The sequence below is a fragment of the Microbacterium sp. GbtcB4 genome (assembly GCF_019091465.1).
Classification (GTDB): Bacteria; Actinomycetota; Actinomycetes; order Actinomycetales; family Microbacteriaceae; genus Microbacterium; species Microbacterium paraoxydans.
In genome coordinates this window covers 446,834-467,254 of sequence record NZ_JAGXJJ010000001.1, presented here as the reverse complement: position 1 = coordinate 467,254, position 20,421 = coordinate 446,834, and the positions used below count along the sequence as shown (strand labels likewise).

General features: G+C 68.7%; 20 protein-coding genes and 2 tRNA genes. 14 read left to right on the top strand and 8 right to left on the bottom strand.

Annotated features, from left to right (window positions below; genetic code table 11):
- The first annotated feature begins 59 nt into the window (after positions 1-59).
- The 8 genes from gyrB (at position 60) to KVS71_RS02100 (ending at position 8,566) form a co-directional block, all read left to right on the top strand.
- The gene (gyrB, locus tag KVS71_RS02135) at positions 60-2,138 is read left to right on the top strand and encodes a DNA topoisomerase (ATP-hydrolyzing) subunit B (RefSeq protein ID WP_217583412.1); all 2,079 of its coding nucleotides are present in this window, start codon (positions 60-62) and stop codon (positions 2,136-2,138) included.
- A gap of 72 nt (positions 2,139-2,210) precedes the next feature.
- Positions 2,211-4,766 (top strand): DNA gyrase subunit A, encoded by a 2,556-nt coding sequence (gene gyrA, locus KVS71_RS02130; RefSeq protein WP_105948955.1) that lies wholly within the window; start codon positions 2,211-2,213, stop codon positions 4,764-4,766.
- Positions 4,763-5,167, top strand: a complete 405-nt coding sequence (locus tag KVS71_RS02125; RefSeq protein WP_025102877.1) for a DUF3566 domain-containing protein — start codon at positions 4,763-4,765, stop codon at positions 5,165-5,167. Before gyrA ends, KVS71_RS02125 begins: the two co-directional genes overlap by 4 nt.
- A gap of 161 nt (positions 5,168-5,328) precedes the next feature.
- Positions 5,329-6,723, top strand: a complete 1,395-nt coding sequence (locus tag KVS71_RS02120; RefSeq protein WP_254635348.1) for a histidine kinase — start codon at positions 5,329-5,331, stop codon at positions 6,721-6,723.
- Positions 6,711-7,400 carry a response regulator transcription factor gene (locus tag KVS71_RS02115; RefSeq protein ID WP_060922731.1) on the top strand — a complete coding sequence of 230 codons (690 nt, stop codon included), beginning with the start codon at positions 6,711-6,713 and terminating at the stop codon, positions 7,398-7,400. The genes KVS71_RS02120 and KVS71_RS02115 overlap by 13 nt, the downstream gene beginning before the upstream one ends.
- Positions 7,397-8,305 (top strand): DUF4097 family beta strand repeat-containing protein, encoded by a 909-nt coding sequence (locus tag KVS71_RS02110; RefSeq protein ID WP_217583404.1) that lies wholly within the window; start codon positions 7,397-7,399, stop codon positions 8,303-8,305. Before KVS71_RS02115 ends, KVS71_RS02110 begins: the two co-directional genes overlap by 4 nt.
- Positions 8,306-8,391: 86 nt before the next feature.
- A tRNA-Ile gene (locus tag KVS71_RS02105) sits at positions 8,392-8,465 on the top strand.
- A gap of 25 nt (positions 8,466-8,490) precedes the next feature.
- Positions 8,491-8,566: transfer RNA gene (locus KVS71_RS02100), tRNA-Ala, on the top strand.
- A gap of 9 nt (positions 8,567-8,575) precedes the next feature.
- Here the strand turns inward: KVS71_RS02100 and KVS71_RS20380 are convergent.
- Both KVS71_RS20380 and KVS71_RS02090 read right to left on the bottom strand, forming a co-directional pair.
- On the bottom strand, positions 8,576-9,697 hold the full coding sequence (locus KVS71_RS20380) for a Xaa-Pro peptidase family protein (RefSeq protein WP_217583397.1): 1,122 nt from the start codon (positions 9,695-9,697) through the stop codon (positions 8,576-8,578).
- A gap of 50 nt (positions 9,698-9,747) precedes the next feature.
- Positions 9,748-10,194 carry an iron chaperone gene (locus KVS71_RS02090; protein ID WP_060922728.1) on the bottom strand — a complete coding sequence of 149 codons (447 nt, stop codon included), beginning with the start codon at positions 10,192-10,194 and terminating at the stop codon, positions 9,748-9,750.
- A gap of 134 nt (positions 10,195-10,328) precedes the next feature.
- On the opposite strand from KVS71_RS02090, the gene KVS71_RS02085 reads away from it, so the two are divergent.
- On the top strand, positions 10,329-10,751 hold the full coding sequence (locus KVS71_RS02085) for an NUDIX hydrolase (protein WP_060922727.1): 423 nt from the start codon (positions 10,329-10,331) through the stop codon (positions 10,749-10,751).
- Positions 10,752-10,765: 14 nt separating this feature from the next.
- Here the strand turns inward: KVS71_RS02085 and KVS71_RS02080 are convergent, their stop codons facing one another.
- Entirely contained in the window at positions 10,766-11,248 is a 483-nt protein-coding gene (locus KVS71_RS02080) for an aminoacyl-tRNA deacylase (RefSeq protein ID WP_231919545.1), read from the bottom strand.
- Positions 11,245-11,742, bottom strand: a complete 498-nt coding sequence (locus KVS71_RS02075; RefSeq protein ID WP_025102885.1) for a hypothetical protein — start codon at positions 11,740-11,742, stop codon at positions 11,245-11,247. The genes KVS71_RS02080 and KVS71_RS02075 overlap by 4 nt, the downstream gene beginning before the upstream one ends.
- Positions 11,743-11,888: 146 nt before the next feature.
- Here KVS71_RS02075 and KVS71_RS02070 point away from each other — a divergent pair, with 146 nt between their 5' ends.
- Positions 11,889-12,446, top strand: a complete 558-nt coding sequence (locus tag KVS71_RS02070; protein WP_025102886.1) for a peptidylprolyl isomerase — start codon at positions 11,889-11,891, stop codon at positions 12,444-12,446.
- 21 nt (positions 12,447-12,467) lie between these two features.
- Positions 12,468-13,361, top strand: a complete 894-nt coding sequence (locus tag KVS71_RS02065) for a rhomboid family intramembrane serine protease (RefSeq protein ID WP_105948957.1) — start codon at positions 12,468-12,470, stop codon at positions 13,359-13,361.
- Positions 13,362-13,514: 153 nt separating this feature from the next.
- Here the strand turns inward: KVS71_RS02065 and KVS71_RS02060 are convergent, their stop codons facing one another.
- The gene (locus KVS71_RS02060; RefSeq protein WP_025102888.1) at positions 13,515-13,754 is read right to left on the bottom strand and encodes a cell division protein CrgA; all 240 of its coding nucleotides are present in this window, start codon (positions 13,752-13,754) and stop codon (positions 13,515-13,517) included.
- A gap of 104 nt (positions 13,755-13,858) precedes the next feature.
- Between KVS71_RS02060 and KVS71_RS02055 the strand changes: the two genes are divergently transcribed.
- The 3 genes from KVS71_RS02055 to KVS71_RS02045 are packed head-to-tail and all read left to right on the top strand — an operon-like array spanning position 13,859 to position 15,463.
- Complete coding sequence (locus tag KVS71_RS02055; RefSeq protein WP_217583395.1) at positions 13,859-14,653, top strand: class E sortase; 795 nt, start codon at positions 13,859-13,861, stop codon at positions 14,651-14,653.
- Between the two features lie 25 nt (positions 14,654-14,678).
- Positions 14,679-14,834 carry a membrane protein gene (locus KVS71_RS02050; RefSeq protein WP_036292274.1) on the top strand — a complete coding sequence of 52 codons (156 nt, stop codon included), beginning with the start codon at positions 14,679-14,681 and terminating at the stop codon, positions 14,832-14,834.
- Positions 14,831-15,463, top strand: a complete 633-nt coding sequence (locus tag KVS71_RS02045; RefSeq protein WP_217583386.1) for an aminodeoxychorismate/anthranilate synthase component II — start codon at positions 14,831-14,833, stop codon at positions 15,461-15,463. Before KVS71_RS02050 ends, KVS71_RS02045 begins: the two co-directional genes overlap by 4 nt.
- Positions 15,464-15,481: 18 nt before the next feature.
- On the opposite strand, the gene pknB is transcribed toward KVS71_RS02045, so the two are convergent.
- Genes pknB through KVS71_RS02030 form a run of 3 tightly spaced genes read right to left on the bottom strand, consistent with a single transcriptional unit; the run spans position 15,482 to position 20,420 of the window.
- Positions 15,482-17,173, bottom strand: coding sequence for a Stk1 family PASTA domain-containing Ser/Thr kinase (gene pknB / locus KVS71_RS02040; RefSeq protein WP_217583378.1), 1,692 nt, complete (start codon positions 17,171-17,173; stop codon positions 15,482-15,484).
- Positions 17,174-17,223: 50 nt separating this feature from the next.
- Positions 17,224-18,969, bottom strand: a complete 1,746-nt coding sequence (locus KVS71_RS02035; protein WP_144881637.1) for a serine/threonine-protein kinase — start codon at positions 18,967-18,969, stop codon at positions 17,224-17,226.
- Complete coding sequence (locus tag KVS71_RS02030; protein ID WP_060922721.1) at positions 18,966-20,420, bottom strand: penicillin-binding protein 2; 1,455 nt, start codon at positions 20,418-20,420, stop codon at positions 18,966-18,968. The genes KVS71_RS02035 and KVS71_RS02030 overlap by 4 nt, the downstream gene beginning before the upstream one ends.
- Position 20,421: the final 1 nt, after the last annotated feature.

Genomic DNA, 20,421 nt, shown 5'->3' with positions numbered 1-20,421 from the left:
TCGACTCGAAACCCCGCTAGAATGGGAATTCGAGATATCGATCTGGAGAATGCCCTCTGATGACGCCTGAATCCCCTGCTGACGAGACGGAACCGAACAACGACGCTTCGTCGGGCTCACAGGCCGGAGGATCGGCGGCACCCGCACCGAAGAAGCAGCCCGGTGAATACGGCGCCGACTCGATCCAGATCCTCGAAGGACTCGAGGCCGTGCGCAAGCGCCCCGGCATGTACATCGGCTCGACCGGACCCCGCGGCCTGCACCACCTCGTCTACGAGATCGTCGACAACTCTGTCGATGAGGCGCTGGCCGGCTACGCCGACACGATCTTCGTCACCCTTCTCGCCGACGGCGGCGTGCGCGTGGTCGACAACGGCCGCGGCATCCCCGTCGATCCGCACTCCTCCGACCCGTCGAAGTCCACCGTCGAGGTGGTCCTGACGATCCTGCACGCCGGCGGCAAGTTCGGCGGCGGCGCTTACGCCGTCTCCGGCGGTCTGCACGGCGTCGGATCCTCGGTGGTGAACGCCCTGTCGACCCGCTTCGACGTGGAGGTCAAGCAGAAGGGCTTCGTCTGGCGGCACAGCTTCGCCGACGGCGGCGTCCCGCAGCAGAAGCTCGAGAAGGGCGAGGCCACCGAGGAGACCGGGACGAGCATCACGTTCTGGCCGGACGCGGAGATCTTCCAGGAGACGGTCGAGTTCGATTACGACACGCTCCGCACCCGCTTCCAGCAGATGGCGTTCCTCAACAAGGGACTGCGCATCGAGCTGTCCGACGAGCGGCCGGAGTCGGCGTACGAGACGGAGGAGGACGGCCAGGCGGTCACGAAGCAGCCGAGCGACGTCTTCTTCTACGAGCGCGGTCTCGTCGACTACGTCGAGTACCTGAACAAGGTGCGCCACGCCGAGGTCGTCAACGAGGAGATCATCGCCTTCGAGTCGGAGGACACGGCCCGCAAGATCTCGCTCGAGGTCGCGATGCAGTGGACCACGTCCTACACGGAGAACGTGTTCACCTACGCGAACACGATCAACACGCACGAGGGCGGCACGCACGAGGAGGGCTTCCGGGCGGCGCTCACCACGCTCGTCAACCGCTACGCCCGTGCGAACAACCTCCTCAAGGAGAAGGACGACAACCTCTCCGGCGACGATGTGCGCGAGGGGCTGACCGCCGTCATCTCGATCAAGCTCGGCGAGCCCCAGTTCGAGGGCCAGACCAAGACCAAGCTCGGCAACACCGAGGCGAAGGCGTTCGTGCAGAAGGTGGTCGGCGATCAGCTCGGCGACTGGTTCGACCGCAACCCGACCCAGGCGAAGAACGTCATCCGCAAGGCGATCGACGCGGCGACCGCGCGGCTCGCCGCCCGCAAGGCGCGCGAGACGGCTCGCCGCAAGAGCGTCTTCGAGTCGGCCGCGATGCCCGACAAGCTCAAGGACTGCACGAGCAAGGACCCGTCGATCAGCGAGATCTTCCTCGTGGAGGGAGACTCGGCAGGCGGCTCGGCGGTCCAGGGTCGCGACCCGCACACGCAGGCGATCCTCGCGCTGCGCGGCAAGATCCTCAACGTCGAGCGCGCGCGTCTCGACAAGGCGCTCGGCAACAAGGAAGTCCAGGCGATGATCCAGGCCTTCGGCACGGGCATCGGCGAGGAGTTCGACATCGAGAAGGCGCGGTACCACAAGATCGTGCTGATGGCCGATGCCGATGTCGACGGCCAGCACATCACCACCCTGCTGCTCACGCTGCTGTTCCGCTACATGCGCGGACTCATCGAGGCCGGCTTCGTGTACCTCGCGATGCCCCCGCTCTACCGCCTGAAGTGGTCGAACGCGGCGCACGAGTACGTGTTCAGCGATGCCGAGCGCGACGCGCTGCTGGCCTACGGACTCGAGAACGGCAAGCGCATCCCGAAGGACGCCGGCATCCAGCGCTACAAGGGTCTCGGCGAGATGAACGCCAAGGAGCTCTGGGAGACCACGATGGACCACACCACCCGGACGCTCCGCCAGGTGACCATCGAGGACGCCGCCGCCGCGGACGAGATCTTCAGCGTGCTGATGGGCGAGGACGTGGAATCGCGTCGGAGCTTCATCCAGCGCAACGCCAAGGACGTCCGGTTCCTCGACATCTGATCACCGCGGGGTCCTCGAGCGTGCGCCAGGGGATCCGACGCCTCGACAAGCTCAGCCAACCAGGAAAGACACATGACTGACGAAGAACGCCCCGACATCACCGAGGGCCACGAGCACGGCAAGATCGACCAGGTCGATCTGCAGTCGGAGATGCAGCGCAGCTATCTCGACTACGCCATGGCGGTCATCGTCGGCCGTGCTCTCCCCGATGTGCGCGACGGTCTCAAGCCCGTGCACCGGCGCGTGATCTACGGCATGTACGACGGCGGATTCCGTCCCGACAAGTCGTTCTCCAAGTGCGCCCGCGTCGTCGGCGAGGTCATGGGTCAGTACCACCCGCACGGCGACTCGGCGATCTACGACGCGCTCGTCCGCCTGGTGCAGCCGTGGTCGCTCCGGTACCCGCTCGCTCTCGGCCAGGGCAACTTCGGCTCCCCCGGAAACATGGGCGCGGCGGCACCGCGATACACCGAGACGAAGATGGCCCCGCTCGCGCTCGAGATGGTGCGCGACATCGAAGAGGACACCGTCGACTTCGCCGACAACTACGACGGCCAGACCCAGGAGCCGACGGTTCTGCCGTCCCGGTTCCCGAACCTCCTCGTCAACGGCTCGGTCGGCATCGCGGTCGGCATGGCGACCAACATCCCGCCGCACAACCTCCGTGAGGTATCCGATGCCGCGCTGTGGGCGCTGGACAACCCGGACCTCCCCCGGGAGCAGCTGCTGGACGGGCTGATCCAGCGCATCCCCGGACCGGACTTCCCGACCGGCGCGCAGATCCTCGGCACGAAGGGCATCCACGAGGCGTACCGCACCGGCCGCGGCTCGATCACGATGCGCGCGGTCGTCAACGTCGAGGAGATCCAGGGGCGGACCTGCCTGGTCATCACCGAGCTGCCGTACCAGGTGAACCCCGACAACGTGGCCGTCAAGATCGGCGACCTCGCGCGCGACGGCAAGATCACCGGCATCGCCGACATCCGCGACGAGTCCTCGGACCGCACGGGTCAGCGCCTCGTCGTCGTGCTCAAGCGCGATGCCGTGGCGAAGGTGGTGCTGAACAACCTCTACAAGCACACGCAGCTGCAGGAGAACTTCGGCGCGAACATGCTCGCGATCGTGGACGGCGTGCCCCGGACGCTCGCGATCGACGGCTTCATCTCGAACTGGATCGCCCACCAGATCGACGTCATCGTGCGACGGACGCAGTTCCGGCTGAACGAGGCCGAGAAGCGCATGCACATCCTGCGCGGCTACCTGAAGGCGCTCGACGCGCTCGATGAGGTGATCGCGCTCATCCGCCGGTCGCAGACGACCCAAGATGCGAACGAGGGTCTGCAGAAGCTCCTCGACATCGACGAGATCCAGGCCGATGCGATCCTGCAGATGCAGCTCCGTCGCCTCGCCGCACTGGAGCGTCAGAAGATCATCGACCAGGCGAACGAGCTCGAGGCGCTCATCGCGGACTACAAGGCGATCCTCGCCGATGAGGGCCGGCAGCGGACGATCATCCGCGAAGAGCTCACCGCGATCGTCGACCGGTTCGGGGACGAGCGGCGCACGCACATCCTGCACGGCTTCGACGGCGACGTCTCGATGGAAGACCTCATCGCCGAGGAGGAGATGGTCGTCACCGTCACGCGCGAGGGCTACATCAAGCGCACGCGCAGCGACAACTACCGTTCGCAGCACCGGGGTGGCAAGGGCGTCAAGGGCGCCCAGCTCCGCGCCGACGACATCGTCGAGCACTTCTTCGTCACGACGACCCATCACTGGCTGCTGTTCTTCACCGACAAGGGCCGGGTCTACCGCGCGAAGACGTACGAGGTGCCGGAGGCCGGGCGTGACGCGAAGGGCACGCACGTCGCGAACCTCCTCGCGCTGCAGCCGGACGAGAGCATCGCGCAGGTCCTCGACATCCGCGACTACGCGGTGGCCGACTACCTCGTCCTCGCCACGCGCGAAGGCCTGGTCAAGAAGACCCGCCTCGACAACTACGACACCAACCGCCAGGGCGGCGTGATCGCGATCCGGCTGAACGACGAGGACGAGCTGGTCAGCGCCCTCCTCGTCAACGCCGAGGACGACATCCTCCTCATCAGCCGCAAGGGCATGTCGGTGCGGTTCCAGGCGACCGACGAGGCCCTGCGCCCGATGGGTCGCGCCACCGCCGGCGTGAAGGGCATGAAGTTCCGCGAGGGCGACAGCCTGCTGTCCGCTTCGGTCGCCGCACTCGGGAAGTACGTGTTCGTCGTCACCGACGGCGGCTATGCCAAGCGCACCGCCGTCGAGGAATACCGGGTCCAGGGGCGCGGCGGATACGGCATCAAGGTCGCCAAGCTGAACGACGATCGGGGCACTCTCGCGGGCGGTCTGATCGTGTCCGAGGACGACGAGGTCTTGGTGGTTCTGTCCAGCGGCAAGGTGGTACGCTCTGCCGTGGCCGAGGTCCCCGCCAAGGGTCGCGACACCATGGGAGTGGTGTTCGCCCGCACGACGGAGGCCGACCGCATCCTCGCCATCGCCCGGAACGGTGAGCGTGGTCTCACCGAAGAAGAGACCGAGCCGGATGCCGATGCCGAGGCCCCCCAGACGACTGAGACACCCGAGGATACAGACGCATGAGCACAGTGGCCGACAAGCTGGCGAAGAAGTCGACACGGAAGACCGGCGGTAAGCAGGTCCGTCTGCGGCTCGTCTACGTCGACTTCTGGTCCGCCGTGAAGCTCTCGTTCCTGGGAGCGGTCGCACTGGCCGTGGTCACGATGGTGTCGTTCTTCCTGATCTTCCTCGTGCTCCAGGCCACCGGCATCATGTCCACGGCGGACGAGTTCGTGCGCAGCTTCACCGACGGCGCCATCCCGCTGTCGGAGCTCGTGGGTCTGCCGCAGGTCATGGCGTTCGCCGCCGTCGTCGCGATCCTCAACCTCATCGTGTTCACGGTGCTCGGCGCCGTCGTCGCCGGAATCTACAACCTGGCCGTGAAGGTCACCGGCGGGCTGCTCGTCGGCTTCATGTCGAACTGAGCCTCCGAGACCCCGTCTTCCCGCCGAGACCCCGGCCTGCACACGGATGCAGGCCGGGGTTTCGGCGATAGGACGGGGTTTCGGCAGAGTAGGGAAAACCCGAACGGGAGTGTCCGGCTGACTCGGTGGGCGCGGGCGCGCGGCGGCCCTACCGTGGAAGCATGACCACACAGACTGCGACCCCCGCGGCCGCTGCGACCGGGAGGCCGCCGCTGCGCATCCCCCTCACGATCCTGCATCTCGCCGGCGTCGGGGTGATCGGGGGCGCCATCTTCGGGATGCTCGGCGGGCTCCTCGGCACCGGGCTCGGCCTCCTCTTCGTCTTCGGCGTCGGCATCGTGGTGCTCGTAGGCCTCGTGTACGCGCTCTTCGGCGTCGGCTGGTTCGAGATCGCCCGCGTCGCCGGCCTGTACCGGGTGCCGAACGCCCCGCTGCGGCTCCAGCCCCGGGACCGGCCCGGCTTCGGCGGCTGGCTCCGCTCCCTCGGGCGGCAGGCCATCGACGGACGGATGTGGCGCGCGGTCGCGAACTTCGCCATCACCGCCGTCCTCGGGTTCGTGGTGCTCCGGCTGTTCTGGGCCTTCCTCTGGTCGATCTTCATCGCCTTCGCCCCGCTGACGTCGGTAGAGACGATCATCGGTCCCTTCGGTGGCGGGCAGATCCCGGTGTCCTGGGCGCCCCTGATCGGCATCCTCGGCGCGCTCGCCTCGGCGGCCGGCATCATCGGCCTCGCGCTCCTGGCTCGCACGCTCGCTCTGGCGATCGTCGCCCGGGCCCGGGAGGTCGAGCTCACCGAGCGTGTGCGGGCATCCACCGCCCAGCGGGAGGGAGCGGTCCGCGCGGCCGACCTGGAACGGACGCGGATCGAGCGCGACCTGCACGACGGCGTCCAGCCGCGGCTCGTCTCGGTCGGGATGACGCTGGGGCTCGCCCAGCAGAAGATCGACACCGACCCCGACGCCGCGAAGGAGCTCATCTCCGAGGCGCACACGTCGACGAAGGCGGCGATCACCGAGCTCCGGCAGCTCGCACGAGGCATCCACGCGTCGGTGCTCGACGACCGCGGCCTGGACGCCGCACTGTCGGCGCTCGCCAGCCGCTCCCCCATCCCCGTGCAGTTGGACGTGCGGATGGACCCTTCGACAAGCTCAGGGACCCAGGGTCGCGGCTCAGGGACCCAGGGTCGCGGCTCAGGGACCCAGGGTCGCGGCTCAGGGACCCAGGGTGGCGGCTCAGGGACCCAGGGGTACGGCTCAGGGACCCCGCGGCCGGGGCGCGATGCGGAGGCGGCGGTGTATTTCTCCATCGCCGAGTCGCTGACCAACGCGGCGAAGCACTCCCGAGCGAGCGAAGCGCGCGTCACGGTCCGGCTCCGTGAGGGGAACACCCTTTGGGCGCGGGTCGAGGACAACGGCATGGGCGGCGCCCAGGTGATCCCGGGCGGGGGCCTCGACGGCATCGCGAACCGGATCCTCGCCGCGGGCGGAACGTTCCGACTCGACAGCCCCCAGGGCGGTCCGACCAGCCTGGAGGTGAACGTGCCATGCGCATCCTGATCTGCGAGGATTCCGTCCTCCTGCGCGAGGGCCTGGTGCGGCTCCTCGAAGACGCAGGCCACGAGGTGGTCGCCGCGCTCACCGACACGACCGGTCTTCGCGAGGCCGTGCTCTCGACCACGCCCGACCTCTGCATCCTGGACGTGCGGCTGCCGCCCACCTTCACGGACGAGGGCATCCGCGCGGCCCTGGATCTGCGGGCCATGCACCCGGCGCTCGCCATCCTCGTGCTCTCGCAGTACGTGGAGGAGCGCTACGCGTCCGACCTCATCGCCGCGCAGGGCGGTCCGCTCGGCTATCTCTTGAAGGACCGGGTGGCGGACGTCGCCGAGTTCATCGATTCGGTGCAGCGCATCGCCGACGGCGCCACGGTGCTGGACCCGGAAGTGGTGGCTCAGCTCCTGACCCGGCGGAACCGCGACGACCGCATGATGCGGCTCACCGAGCGGGAGCGCACCGTGCTGGCCCTGCTCGCCGAGGGCAAGTCGAACCAGGCGATCGCCGGCCTCCTCTTCCTCTCGGCGGCGAGCGTCGAGAAGCACATCACCTCCATCTTCCAGAAGCTGGGCTTCGAACAGGACGAGTCGGGCAACCGCCGCGTGCTCGCCGCCCTCGCCCACCTCGAGAACACGGGCGGCACGACGCCGCCGAACGGCCAGACAGGAGTCACACGATGACCACCGAGAACACCGGAGCACAGGGGGGACACACCCCGATCACTCCTCCCCCGCCGCCGTCCGCGGCCTCACCCACGCCGGCGCCCGGCGCGCCCGGACCCCAGCGCTCGTCCGGAGCGACGGCGGTGATGATCGTCACCGCCGTGGTCGGTGGGATCGCCCTGCTCGGAGCCGGAGGCACGGCGGCCGTCGCGGCGACCGGCACCCTCCTCTCCTCCAGCCGGCCGGATTCGGTGCAGACGGTGGACGTCGACGGCGTCACCGCGATCGATCTCGACGCCGACGCGAGTATGGTCCGCATCGACTTCGGCGATGTGGACGCGGCGGAGCTCTCCGTGACCAACGGCCGCGGTTCGTGGACGTTCGAGCGCGAGGCGGACGAGCTCGTCGTCCGGAGTCCTCGGCCGGCCTTCGGCTGGTGGTTCGGCAACTGGTTCGGCGACGACGAGCGTGCCGTCCTCACCCTTCCGGAGGAGCTCAGCGGCTCCGACCTCGACGCGAGTCTCACGCTCGATGCCGGCGCTCTCGACGTCTCCGGTGAGTTCGGCACGCTGGAGGTCCAGATCAACGCCGGATCCCTCGACGTCACCGGTGCGGCCTCGGCCTTCGATGTGCAGATGAACGCGGGACGCGCGGACGTCCTCCTGGACGGCGTCGACCAGGCGGATCTCGGCATCGCTGCAGGCGATCTGACGGTGGAGCTGACCGGCGATGCGCCGACGACGACCACGATCGACGTGAGCGCCGGATCGCTGAATCTGACCCTTCCCGACGTGGAGTATCGGATCAGTCAGGACGTCAACGCGGGCTCGTTCGATGCCCGGGTCGACGAGTCCCCGAGCGCTCGCCGCACGATCGACGTGTCCGTGTCGGCCGGCAGCGTGGACGTCAGTCCGGGACGGTGACCCGGCCGAGGGCGAGGATCCCGGAGGGGTTCCTCGCCCTCGATTCGGATTTTCGCCGAAACTCCGGTAAAGTTCTGGAGGTTGACGGGGCTATAGCTCAGGCGGTTAGAGCGCTTCACTGATAATGAAGAGGTCCCAGGTTCAAGTCCTGGTAGCCCCACCCTTTCAATTCAAGAATCCCTCACGGGGCCTTAGCTCAGTTGGTAGAGCGCCTGCTTTGCAAGCAGGATGTCAGGAGTTCGAATCTCCTAGGCTCCACCATCCTCTCCCTCACCGGTCGGCCGTCGTGAGTTCGTGCGGCGCCGTGTTCAGTCGCTCGGCCCCGTCTGCCGTCACGACCACGATGTCCTCGATGCGGGCTCCCCACTCGCCGGCGAAGTAGATGCCGGGCTCGATGCTGAAGGCCATGCCCTCGCGGAGCACGAGGTCGTTGCCGGGCGCGATGTAGGGCTCCTCGTGCACCGAGATGCCGATCCCGTGACCCGTGCGATGCAGGAACGCGTCGCCGAGCCCCGCCTCCGCGAGAACCGAGCGGGCGGCCGCGTCGACCTCCGCCGCGGTGACCCCGGGGTGCACCGCATCCACGGCGGCCTGCTGCGCCCGGACGAGAGTGGCGATCCGGTCCGCGGCTGCCGGATCGGGCGTTCCGACGACGTAGGTCCTCGTGCTGTCCGAGTTGTAGCCGCTCGGAACGGCACCCCCGATGTCGACGACCACCACATCGCCGTCCTCGATGACCCGGTCGGAGACCTCGTGGTGCGGGTCGGCCCCGTTGGGCCCCGACCCGACGATGACGAACTCGACGGTCCGATGCCCCTCCTCCACGATCGCCGCGGCGATGTCGGCGGCGACCTCCCGCTCGGTGCGGCCGGCGCGCAGCCAGCCGGGCACGCGGCGGTGCACGGCATCGATCGCCGCGCCGGCTCGGCGCAGCTCGGCGATCTCCTCGTCGTCCTTGGTCATCCGGCCCTCGCGGAGCACCGGCGTGGCGAGTTCGAGCCGGGCCTCCAGCCGTTCCCCGATCGGGACGACGTGCAGCGCGGGAAGCGCATCCGACACCCCGACGCGGGAGACGGGACCGGTCGCCGCGGCGACGAGGGCGTACGGATCGTCGCCGTCGACCCAATCGGCGACGGTCAGTCCGAGTTCTCCGACGGCCGTGCTGCGCACCTTGGCGAGCTCCATCCGCGGGACGATGACCGTCGCCGCGCCCTGCGGCGGCAGGACGAGGGCGGTCAGCCGCTCGATGGTGTCACCCTCGACACCGAGGAGGTACTGCAGGTCGGGGCCGGGGCCGACGATGATCGCGTCGAGGCCAGCCTCCTGGGCGCGCTCCTGCGCGCGTGCGAGACGGCGGGTGTAGACGGCGGCGGAGAAGGGAAGGGTGCTCACAGGCACCACGCTAACGCGCGCGACCCCGCTGCGTCAGATCCACTTCGGGATCAGCTGATCGCCTGGCGGATGCGTCCGGCGAGGAACTCGAGGTCCTTCTCCGTGAGCGCGGTCACCGCGTACGCGGTCGGCCAGACGGTGCCGTCATCGAGGTTGGAGATCGGCTCGAACCCGAAGGTGCCGTAGCGGACCTTGAACTTGCTGGCCGGCTGGAAGAAGCACAGCACCTTCCCGTCGCGCCCCCACGCGGGCATACCGTAGTACGTGCGCGGCACGAGGTCCGGCGCCACCTCGGAGACCAGCGCGTGCAGCTTCTCCGCAAGGGCCCTGTCCTCATCGGTGAGCTTGGCGACGGCCTCCTTCAGGTCGGCCTCTCCGGCCGCGCGCAGCTCCTCCGGCGACTTCTTCGCTCGCGAGCGTCGCGTGCGGGCCTCCTTGGCGGCGGCCTGCATGGCCTCGCGCTCCTCGGCGGTGAAGTTCTTCTCGGTGTCAGCCATGATGTTCCTCTCGTGGGCCGGATGATGCTCCCAGCGTAGGGACGGCGCGTGATGTCGGGCTTCTCGATTCGTGATCGATCACCCCGATCGTCACGCGGCGAGGGACGGCCCGAGACCCGGATAAGGTGTGACGCATGGACCTGCGCGTCGCCGCATACGGGGTCGTCACCGATGAGGGTGGGCGCCTCCTGCTGGCGCGGTGGACGGAGGGCCGACGCGTGGCGTGGACGCTCCCGGGCGGCGGCCTGGAACCGGGCGAGGCGCCGGAGGATGCGGTGCGGCGGGAGCTCCGCGAGGAGACCGGGTACACGGTCCGGGTCGGGCAACTCCTCGGCATCCACTCCCGTGTCATCCCGGCCGGACGGCGCGTGCAGAAGTCGTCCGACCCCCTGCATACCCTGCGCATCGTCTATCGGGCCGAGGTCACCGGGGGGAAGCTGCGCTGGGAGACGGACGGCTCCACCGATCGCGCCGAGTGGTTCGCGCTCTCCGCTGTCGCCGGACTGCAGCGTGTACGGCTGGTGGACATCGCCCTTCGGATGGCCGGCCTGCTCTGAGGCTCCGGCGACGGTCAGCGCTCTTCGGGCACCGAGATGTCGGCGACGGTCGCCCCGTACGCCGCGATGAGGGCGTCGGCGTCGACGAAGAGGCTGTATCCGTGCGCGCCCGCGCCCATCGCGACCCGCTCGCCGACGATGGACGCGTCGGCGTAGACAGGCCAATCCGTGGTGCTGCCGATCGGGACGATGGTTCCGCGCTCGTAACCGGTCGCCGCGAGAGCGAGCTCGGGTTCGGGCAGGCGGAGTTTGTTCACTCCGACGACGGCCCGCAGCTTCGGCCAGGAGATGGACCGACCACCGGGGATGAGCGCGAACAGATAGGTGTCGTCCGAGCGCTTGACCACGAGGGTCTTCACGATGCCGGACGGCGGTATGCCGAGGATCTCGGCGGCTTCGACGAGGCTACGCGCCTGCGGCCGCTCGCGGATCTCGATGTCGAGTCCGCGGGCGGCCGCAGCATCCCTCACCCGCGCGTGCGGGTCGGGAGTGGTCACGCGTCGGGAGCCGACAGCGGGTCGTCGGCGACCCAGAGCTCGTCGTCGGCCCGCAGCGCCTGCCAGGCGGCGTACAGCACGCCGACGGCGGCCGCAGCACCCAGGACGATGGCGATGACGGATCCGAGACCGGGACCCTTCTTCTGCGAGACGGCCTTGCGGGCCTTGTATTCGACGCCGTGGCGCTTGGCGTTCGCGACGTCCCAGGCGGTCAGCGCCGTACCGACGACGCCGCCCACGATCGGAACGACCTTGTCGTCCACGACGTGCTTGCCGGCCTTGACCGAGCGGTCCACGACCGGGGCGACGCGGCGGTTGTAGGTGTCCTGGACCACCGGGACGATCTGCTCGCGATTGAAGTTGCCGAGCTGGCGACCCGCCTCACGAGCGACGTCGGCAGCGTGGCCGACGAGCACCTGCTGGTCTTCCCACAGCTGGTTCGCGTCCTTCTGAAGACGACGAAGCTGCTTCTTCCGCTTGCGGCTGAGGCTCACGATGCTCTCCTGTCCATTGGAGTACGGGTTCCCCATCTTGCCACGAGAGGCTGGATGCGGCGAGGGAATCGCCCGCCCCTTGCATCATCGGCTCCCGCGTTGTACATGCCCGGCTCGCTCACCGGAAGCTCTGCGAGAATGAACGCATGGTTCACGCTTCCCACGTCGCAACTCTGCACACCAACCACGGTGACATCGTCATCAACCTCTTCGGCGACCACGCCCCGAAGACGGTCAAGAACTTCGTCGGCCTCGCCGACGGCTCCCAGGAGTGGACGCACCCCGCCACCGGCAAGCCGGGCGAGGGTCCCCTCTACAAGGACGTCATCTTCCACCGCATCATCCCGAACTTCATGATCCAGGGCGGCGACCCGCTCGGCCAGGGCGTCGGCGGTCCGGGGTACAACTTCGACGACGAGATCAACAACGAGCTCAACTTCAACGAGCCCTACATCCTCGCGATGGCCAACGCGGGCCTCCGCCGCAACGCCATCACCGGCAAGGTCGAGGGCACCAACGGCTCGCAGTTCTTCATCACGACCGACCCGACCCCGTGGCTGCAGGGCAAGCACACGATCTTCGGGGAGGTCGCCGACGACGCATCGCGCAAGGTCGTCGACGCGATCTCCGCGGTCCCGACGGCGGCGGGCGACCGCCCGATCGAGCCCGTGGTGCTGCAGTCGATCGACATCGTCGCCGCCTGACGACAGCGACGGCCGATCCGGATGACGACGCCCGAGTTCACGAACAACCGTGAGAACTTCTGCTACCGGCATCCGGATCGGCAGTCCTTCGTGCTCTGCCAGCGGTGCCTGCGCACCATCTGCCCCGAGTGTCAGACGCCCGCCCCGGTCGGCGTCATCTGCCCGGAGTGCATGAACGCGGAGCGCAAGAACCGCACCCCCGCTCAGAAGAAGGCCGCGCGTCGGTGGCGTGGTGGTGGGGCCACGACCATGGGCGCCGTGCGCAGCGGCAAGCCCGTCGTCACGTACGTCCTGCTGGCGGTGACGTCGTTCATCGGCCTGGTGCAGCTGATCCCCGGGCTCAACGCCCCGATCATCCAGGCTCTCGGCTTCTACGCGCCGTTCCTCTACCCGAACCTCTCCCTCCTGCCGTTCGAGCCGTGGCGATTGCTGACCGTGCTGTTCGTGCATGGGGGCTTCGTGCATCTCGCGCTGAACATGCTCGCCCTGTGGATGCTCGGACAGAATCTCGAACCGATGCTCGGTCGTGTCCGCTATCTCGCGCTGTACCTCATCAGCGGTCTCGGCGGATCCGTCGCGGTGGCCGTCCTCGCTCCGGAGACGTGGACGGTCGGCGCCTCCGGGGCGATCTTCGGGCTCCTGGCGTCCCTCCTGATCATCGGACGCCACATCGGGGCCAACGTCACCGGCATCCTCGTGATCCTCGGCATCAACTTCGCCTTCGGGTTCTTCGCCGGTGGCATCTCCTGGCAGGCGCACCTCGGCGGCGCGATCACGGGCGCGCTCGTCGCCCTCATCTACGTCCGCACGAAGCGCCGTGACCAGCGGACATGGCAGATCGTGTCGCTCGCCGCCCTGGTGGTTCTGTTGATCGTCGTGGTCGCCGTGGTGCCGCCCCTCATCCTTTTGGCCTGATCCTGAGTTGTTAACAGGGTTGTTAACCCCTGTGAATAACATCGGTGTAATTCTCCCCAGTGTGGGGATAACCTGTGGATAACTCGACGCCTGCCGCACAGACGAAAGGAACCCCCCGCCGAAGAGGCGAGGGGTTCCTTTCGTTCTGAGCGGTCAGCGCCAGCGAGTGGTCATGAGGAATCCGATGAGGGCGATGCCCAGACCGATGGCCAGATTCCAGTTGTCGAGGCCGGGGATGGGGAACTGCATGCCCGAGATGTAGAAGACGAGGATCCAGGCGAGGCCGAGGAGCATGAAGCCGATCATCACCGGCTTGAACCAGACGGCGTTGGGAGCGGCGTCGCCCTCGGCGCGCTCGACGGCGGGTTCTTCGGTCTTGCGGTCACGTGCCATGCCGTCATTGTACCCGGGAGACCTCGGCGCCGACGAGACGTGAGGACGTCGATCGGCGGCGCCCCGACTCCTGCTGCACAGGTCGGGCGGATATGATCACGCCCGTGACTGCATCTGTCGTGCCTGGGGGGCGGCGCGAGCGGCGGCAGCGACCCCGGTCGCGCGCCACGTTCGCGAGTGTGCTCGGCGAACTCCTCCTGACCGCCGGCGTCGTCGTGCTCCTCTTCGTCGCCTGGCAGATGTGGATCGGCGACATCATCATCGCGGCGCAGAAGAACGAGGAGGGTGCCGCGATCTCGCAGCAGCTCGCCGCGGGGGAGGCACCGGAACTGCCGCCGCTGGTCGAGACGGACGACGGTGAGACGGTCTACGAGGCGCCCGTCCCGGCGGCACCGGCCGACGGGGAGTGGTTCGGACAGATGCACATCCCCCGGTTCGGCGCCGACTACAACTTCGGCATCTACGGCGGCACGAGTCGCGCGCGCACCCTCGATCAGAAGGGCATCGGCGTCTACGCGCAGTCGAAGATGCCTGGAGAGGTCGGCAACTTCTCGCTCGCCGGCCACCGCACGACCTGGGGCAAGCCGTTCAACCAGCTCGACAAGCTGCACGTCGGCGACGCGATCGTCGTGGAGACCCCTGACGGCTGGTACACCTATCGGTTCCGCACGCTGGAGTACGTGAAGCCGACGCAGACCGACGTGCTCGCCGATGTGCCGCAGATGCCGGAGCAGCAGACGGGGGAGCAGTACATCACCCTGACGGCCTGCTCACCGCTGTACTCGCTCGCCGAGCGCATCGTCGCGTACGGGGTGTTCGAGAGCTTCCAGCCGCGAGCCGAGGGACCCCCGTCCGCTCTGACCGACCCGCCGCCCCCGCCGGCCGCACCGTCCGTGTGACCCGCCTCCAGGAGAGAGAAGACCCATGTACGCCGCACTCTGGCGCCTGCTGCCCGGTCCGTGGTGGCTGCGCGTCCTCATCCTGCTCGTGGTGATCGCCGCGGTGCTCTACGCGCTGTTCTGGTACGTGTTCCCCTGGGTCAGCCCCCTCATCTCCCCCGGCGAGGTCGACGTCGAATGACGCGCGTCCTGGTGGTCGACAACCATGACAGCTTCGTGCACACCCTCGTGGGATATCTCCGCGAGCTCGGTGCGGACACCACGCTCGTGGAGTCCGACGCGACCGACGCGGCCGAGCTCGAGGAGCTTCTCGGCGCGCATGACGCGCTCCTGCTCTCCCCCGGTCCCGGGGCTCCTGCCGATGCCGGCGTCTCGATCGACGCTGCTCGCATCGCGGTGCGGCGGGGGATCCCCACGCTTGGAGTGTGTCTCGGGCATCAGGTCATCGGGGCCGCTTTCGGCACGGCCATCCGGTCTGCTCCCGAGGTCATGCACGGCATGGTCTCGGCGGTCCGCCACGACGGCTCCGCCCTGTTCGCGGGGATCCCCTCACCTTTCGACGTCGGGCGTTATCACTCGCTCGCGCTGTCCGCGGCAGACCTCCCCGATGACCTCGCGGTCATCGCCACCGCCCCCGACGGCACCGTGATGGCGCTGGCGCACCGGACGTTGCCGCTGCACGGGGTGCAGTTCCATCCGGAGAGCGTCCTCACCCGAGGGGGTTACCGGCTCCTCGCCAACTGGCTCCGCCTCTGCGGCGACGAGGAGGCCGTCGCCCGCTCCGCCCTCCTCGATCCGCTGACGCGCTGAGCCGCGGCGCGTCCCGCGTCAGGACCCGGTGCAGTAGCGGAGTTCGACCGACGACCCGACGGGGACATCGCCCGGAGCGATGGACATCGAGTGCACCGTCGCCGGATCCGTCGCCGGGCACTCCGGCGCCTCGGTCGGCACCGGCGTGAGTCCCAGGTCGTCGAGCGCCTGCGTCGCCGAGTCCATGGACCAGCCGACGACGTTGTTCAGCGTCACCTTCCCGCTGGCGACCTCGAGGTTCACGACGGTGCCCGGAGCCACCTCGGCCTCCGGCTGCTCGCTCGCCGTCATCACCGTGTTGGCGGCGAGACCCTTGTCATTGCGCTGCGTCACCGTGCCGAGTTCGAGGCCGGCGGCCTTCAGCGCCTTCGTCGCGGCATCGAGGGACATCCCCTCGAGCTTCGGCACGACCACCGTCTCCTCGCCGGACGACACGTAGAGGGTGACCGTCGAGCCCTTCTCCACGGACACGCCGCCCTCGGGATCGGTGCGGATGACGTTGCCCTCGGCGATCGACGGGCTCGACTCGATGACGATCTTCGAGGAGAGGTCCAGTTCCGCGAGGTCGTCCTGCGCGCGCTCGGAGGCGACGTTCGTCAGATCAGGGACGAGCCTCGAGGTGCTGGGCACGTCGGCGGGGCGCATGCTGATGGTCCAGACCCAGAACAGCACGGACGCCAGGAGCACCGCCAGCAGCGCGACTCCCGCCCAGATCCACGCGACGGGCGGTCCCGACTGTGTGCGGGCCATCGTGGTGTCGGTGCTGAGCTGACGCAGCGACCGCGCCGTCTCCTGCGCCTGGCGCGGACTCGGGCCGTAGAGCTCGCTCGTCAGGGCGCCGATCTGCTTGCGCGTGGGGGCGGCGCCGGTCACCGCGGCGTCCAGAGCGGCGCGGAAGTGGGCGGCGTCCGGATACCGCTGATACGGGTCCTTCGCGAGGGCGCGCAGCACGATCGGGTCCAGGGCTGCGGGCGACTCCTCGTTGACCTCGGAGGGCGGGACCGGTGTCTCGCTGACGTGCTGGTAGGCGACGGCGACCGGCGACTCGCCGCGGAACGGCTGCCGTCCGGTCAGCAGCTCGTAGAGCACCACGCCTGTGGAGTAGAGGTCGGCACGAGCATCGACCGGCTCGCCCTTGGCCTGCTCGGGCGAGAAGTAGGCGGCGGTGCCGATGATCTGGGTGGTCTCGGCCACGGTCGAGGAGGAGTCGGACACCGCGCGGGCGATGCCGAAGTCCATCACCTTCACCTGGCCCTTGTCGGTGACCATGACGTTGCCCGGTTTGATGTCGCGGTGAACGACGCCGGCGCGGTGCGAGTAGTCCAGCGCCTCGAGGATCCCGTCGACGTAGCGCACCGCATCCTCGACGGGCACGGGGCCATCGGCGATGATCTTCTTGAGCAGGGTGCCCTTGACCAGCTCCATCACGATGTACGGCGGCTCGTCCGAGGAGCTGTCGACCGTTGAGGGGTCGCCGGCGTCATACACCCGCACGATCGACGGGTGCGACATGCGTGACGCCGACTGCGCCTCCAGACGGAACCGCGTACGGAAACTGGTGTCGCGGGCGAGCTCAGGGTCGAGGATCTTGATCGCGATCTCGCGGCCGAGCGTCAGATCGTACCCGCGGTACACCTTCGCCATCCCGCCGTGCCCGATGAGCTCGTCGACGCGGTACCGGCCCGCGATGACTTGTGGCTCTGTGGACACGGATGACCCCCTGGAAACGACTGCGGCTGGACTGGATACTCAGGCTACCCTTAGGCGCCGTCCTCGCTGTCACCCTCGCCGTCCTCCGGGGCCACGATCGTGACGGACAGCGGCGGGGAGGCGTTCGACGTGCGCTGGTCGCCCCCGGAGCACAGGCCCTGATACGTCGCGATGAGCTGCTTCCCCACGGCGTCCCCGACCGTCACCTGCGCGTTGCGCTCCGTCGGCTGGAAGTTCGGCCCGCCCGAAGCGAAGGTGCCGTTCTGCAGGGAAACGACGTAGCCGGACAGCGTGGTGCCACTGGGGCAGGTGAAACCGGTGCCCCAGGAGATCGTCACGGTGCTGCCGGCGATCGGGTCGCCGGTGATCGTCGGCTCGTCCGTCGGCGTCGGCAGCGGCGTGCGGCCGGCGTAGACCGTGAGAGCGATCGGGGTCGTCGTCGCGACGTTCCCCTCCGGCTGCACCCGGTAGACCTTGCCGACGTCGCCGTCGCTCGGGGCGGGGTCGCCCTCACCGCAGGCGATGTCGGAGAACCCGGCCTCCTTGAGGGTCGCGGTCGCCGTGCCGCAGTCCATGCCGTTGAGCCCGAGCGCGGTCACGTCGACCCGGGTCTCGTCGGGCGTGGGCTCCTGCGAGGGCGTCTGCGTCTGGGTCTGCGTGGGGGTGCGGCTCGCGGACCCGGTGGGGTCGGGGTCCGCGTCCTTGCCCTGGTTGCCGAACAGCGCCCACAGCGTGCCGGCGACGACGATGAGCAGCAGGACCAGGAGCGCGATCAGCGGCCAGGTCCACGCACTCTTCTTCTTCTTTTTCTTCTCCTGCTCCTCCGCCGCGGCCTCGTCGGTGGGCAGCTGCGCGGTGGTGGGCAGGATTCGCGTCGTGCCGTCGTCGCCGGTCGCGGTCAGCATCCGCGTGGCGTCGTCGTCCCCGGCGATGCCGCCCGTCGCGATGGCGGGCACGGCGATGGCGGCGGAGTTCAGGTCTCCGCGGCGGAGGGCCTGGGCCGCGCGGGCGACCGTGGCCGAGGAGGACGGGCGGTCCGCCGGCTTCTTCGCGATCATCGCCATGACCAGGTTCTGCACGGGGATCGGGACCGTCGGCGGAAGCGGCGGGGGCTGCTCGTTGATCTGCGCCATGGCGATCGCGACCTGCGACTCGCCGGTGAAGGGGCGCTTGCCGGCGAGGCACTCGTACGCGACGATGCCCAGCGAGTACGTGTCGGTCGCGGGGGAGGCAGGGTGACCCGATGCCTGCTCCGGCGACAGGTACTGCACCGTGCCCATGACCTGCCCGGTCGCCGTGAGCGGTACCTGGTCGGCGATGCGGGCGATACCGAAGTCGGTGATCTTCACGCGGCCGTCCGGCGTGATGAGGAGGTTCCCGGGCTTGATGTCGCGGTGCACGAGACCCGCCGCGTGCGCGGCTTGGAGGGCCGAAGCGGTCTGCGCGACGATGTCGAGCGTCTTGTCGGCACTCAGCGCGCCGTCCCGCTCGAGGATCGTCGAGAGGGCTTCACCCGGAACGAGCTCCATGACGAGGTAGGCGCTGCCGTTCTCCTCGCCGTAGTCGAACACGCTGGCGATGCCCTCGTGGTTGACGAGCGCGGCGTGACGCGCCTCCGCGCGGAACCGCTCGAGGAACCCGGGGTCCCCCATGTATTCGTCCTTGAGGATCTTGATGGCGACGGTGCGTCCGATGACGTGATCCGTCGCCTCCCACACCTCGCCCATGCCACCGATCGCAATCCGCGACTGCAGCTCGTAGCGACCACCGAACGACACACCCTGCGTCGGCCTCATCTGCCCAGCACCGCCTCTATGACCTTCTTCGCAATCGGAGCGGCGATGGTGTCCCCGCTTCCTGATTGACCCTGTCCGCCGCCGTTCTCGACGACGACCGCTACCGCGACCGCGGGGTCGTCCGCGGGGGCGAACCCCGTGAACCACAGCGTGTGCGGCCTGTTTCCGTTCTCCGCCGTTCCGGTCTTACCGGCCACGTCGACCCCGTCTATTCTTGCACCCTGCGCCGCGCCGTTTGAGACGCTGGCGACCATGGCGGAGGTCACCTCGTCCGCCACGTCCGGCTCCATGGCGCGACCGAACTCGGTGCTGTCGAACGACCGGATCACCGAGAGGTCGTTGCCGATCACGGCGTCGACCATCTGCGGGTTCATCACGACGCCGTCGTTGGCGATGCCGGCCGAGACCATGGCGATCTGCAGGGGCGTCGCGGTCACCTGTCCCTGACCGAATCCGGTGAGGGCGGTCTGCGCGTCGTCGAGTCCCTGGGGGTAGCTCGAGGGCGTCGAGGTGAGCGGGATGTCGAAGCTGCGGTTGAACCCGAACTTCTCCGCCATCTCCCGGATCGTGTCGTCGCCGAGTTCGACGGCGAGCTCGGCCATGGGGATGTTGCAGCTGAGACGGATCGCCTCGGCGATCGTGACCGTCGCACCGGAGCCGCAGGTGCCGCCCCATGCGTTGGAGACACGACTGTTCGAGCCCGGCAGCGTGTACGAGGCGGGGTTGGGGAGGGTCGACTCCGGCGTCCACTCGCCACTGGCGTAGGCGGCCGCCGCCACGACGATCTTGAACGTCGAGCCCGGGGGATTGAGGTCACCGGCGATCGCGCGGTTCGACAGCGGCTTGCCGGGGTCGGCCACGAGCTGGTCGTAGGTGGCGTTGGCGGCGTTCGCGTCGTGGGTCGCCATGCTGTTGGTGTCGAAGCCGGGAGTGGACGCCAGCGCGAGGATGCGCCCGGTCTTCGGGTCCATCGCCACGACGGCGCCCTGCAGGCCGTCCAGGGCCTCGGTGGCGGCGCGCTGCGCTGCCGTGTTCAACGAGAGCTCGACGCTGAATCCGCGCTGAGGCTGGCCGGAGAGGATGCGCTCGATCTCCGCGAAGAAGGCGTTCGAGCCGGTGCCGGAGAGGTCGGCGTTCATCGCCTCCTCGATGCCGGTGGCCGAGCCCAGAGCGGGGTTGAAGTAGCCGGTGACGGGCTCCCACATCTCGGCGTCGGTGTACACGCGCTGGAATCGGTACTGGTCGTCGCTGGGGACCGAGTTGGCGATCGCGGTGCCGTCGACGATGATCGCGCCGCGCTGGATCTCGTAGCTGTCCAGCCGGGTGCGCTTGTTGTGCGGGTTCTGCGACAGGCCGTCCGTCTCGACGACCTGGATCCAGCTCGTCGCGGCGAACAGCGCGATGAACATGAACAGCATGACGATGCTGAGTCTGCGGAGCTCTTTGGTCATG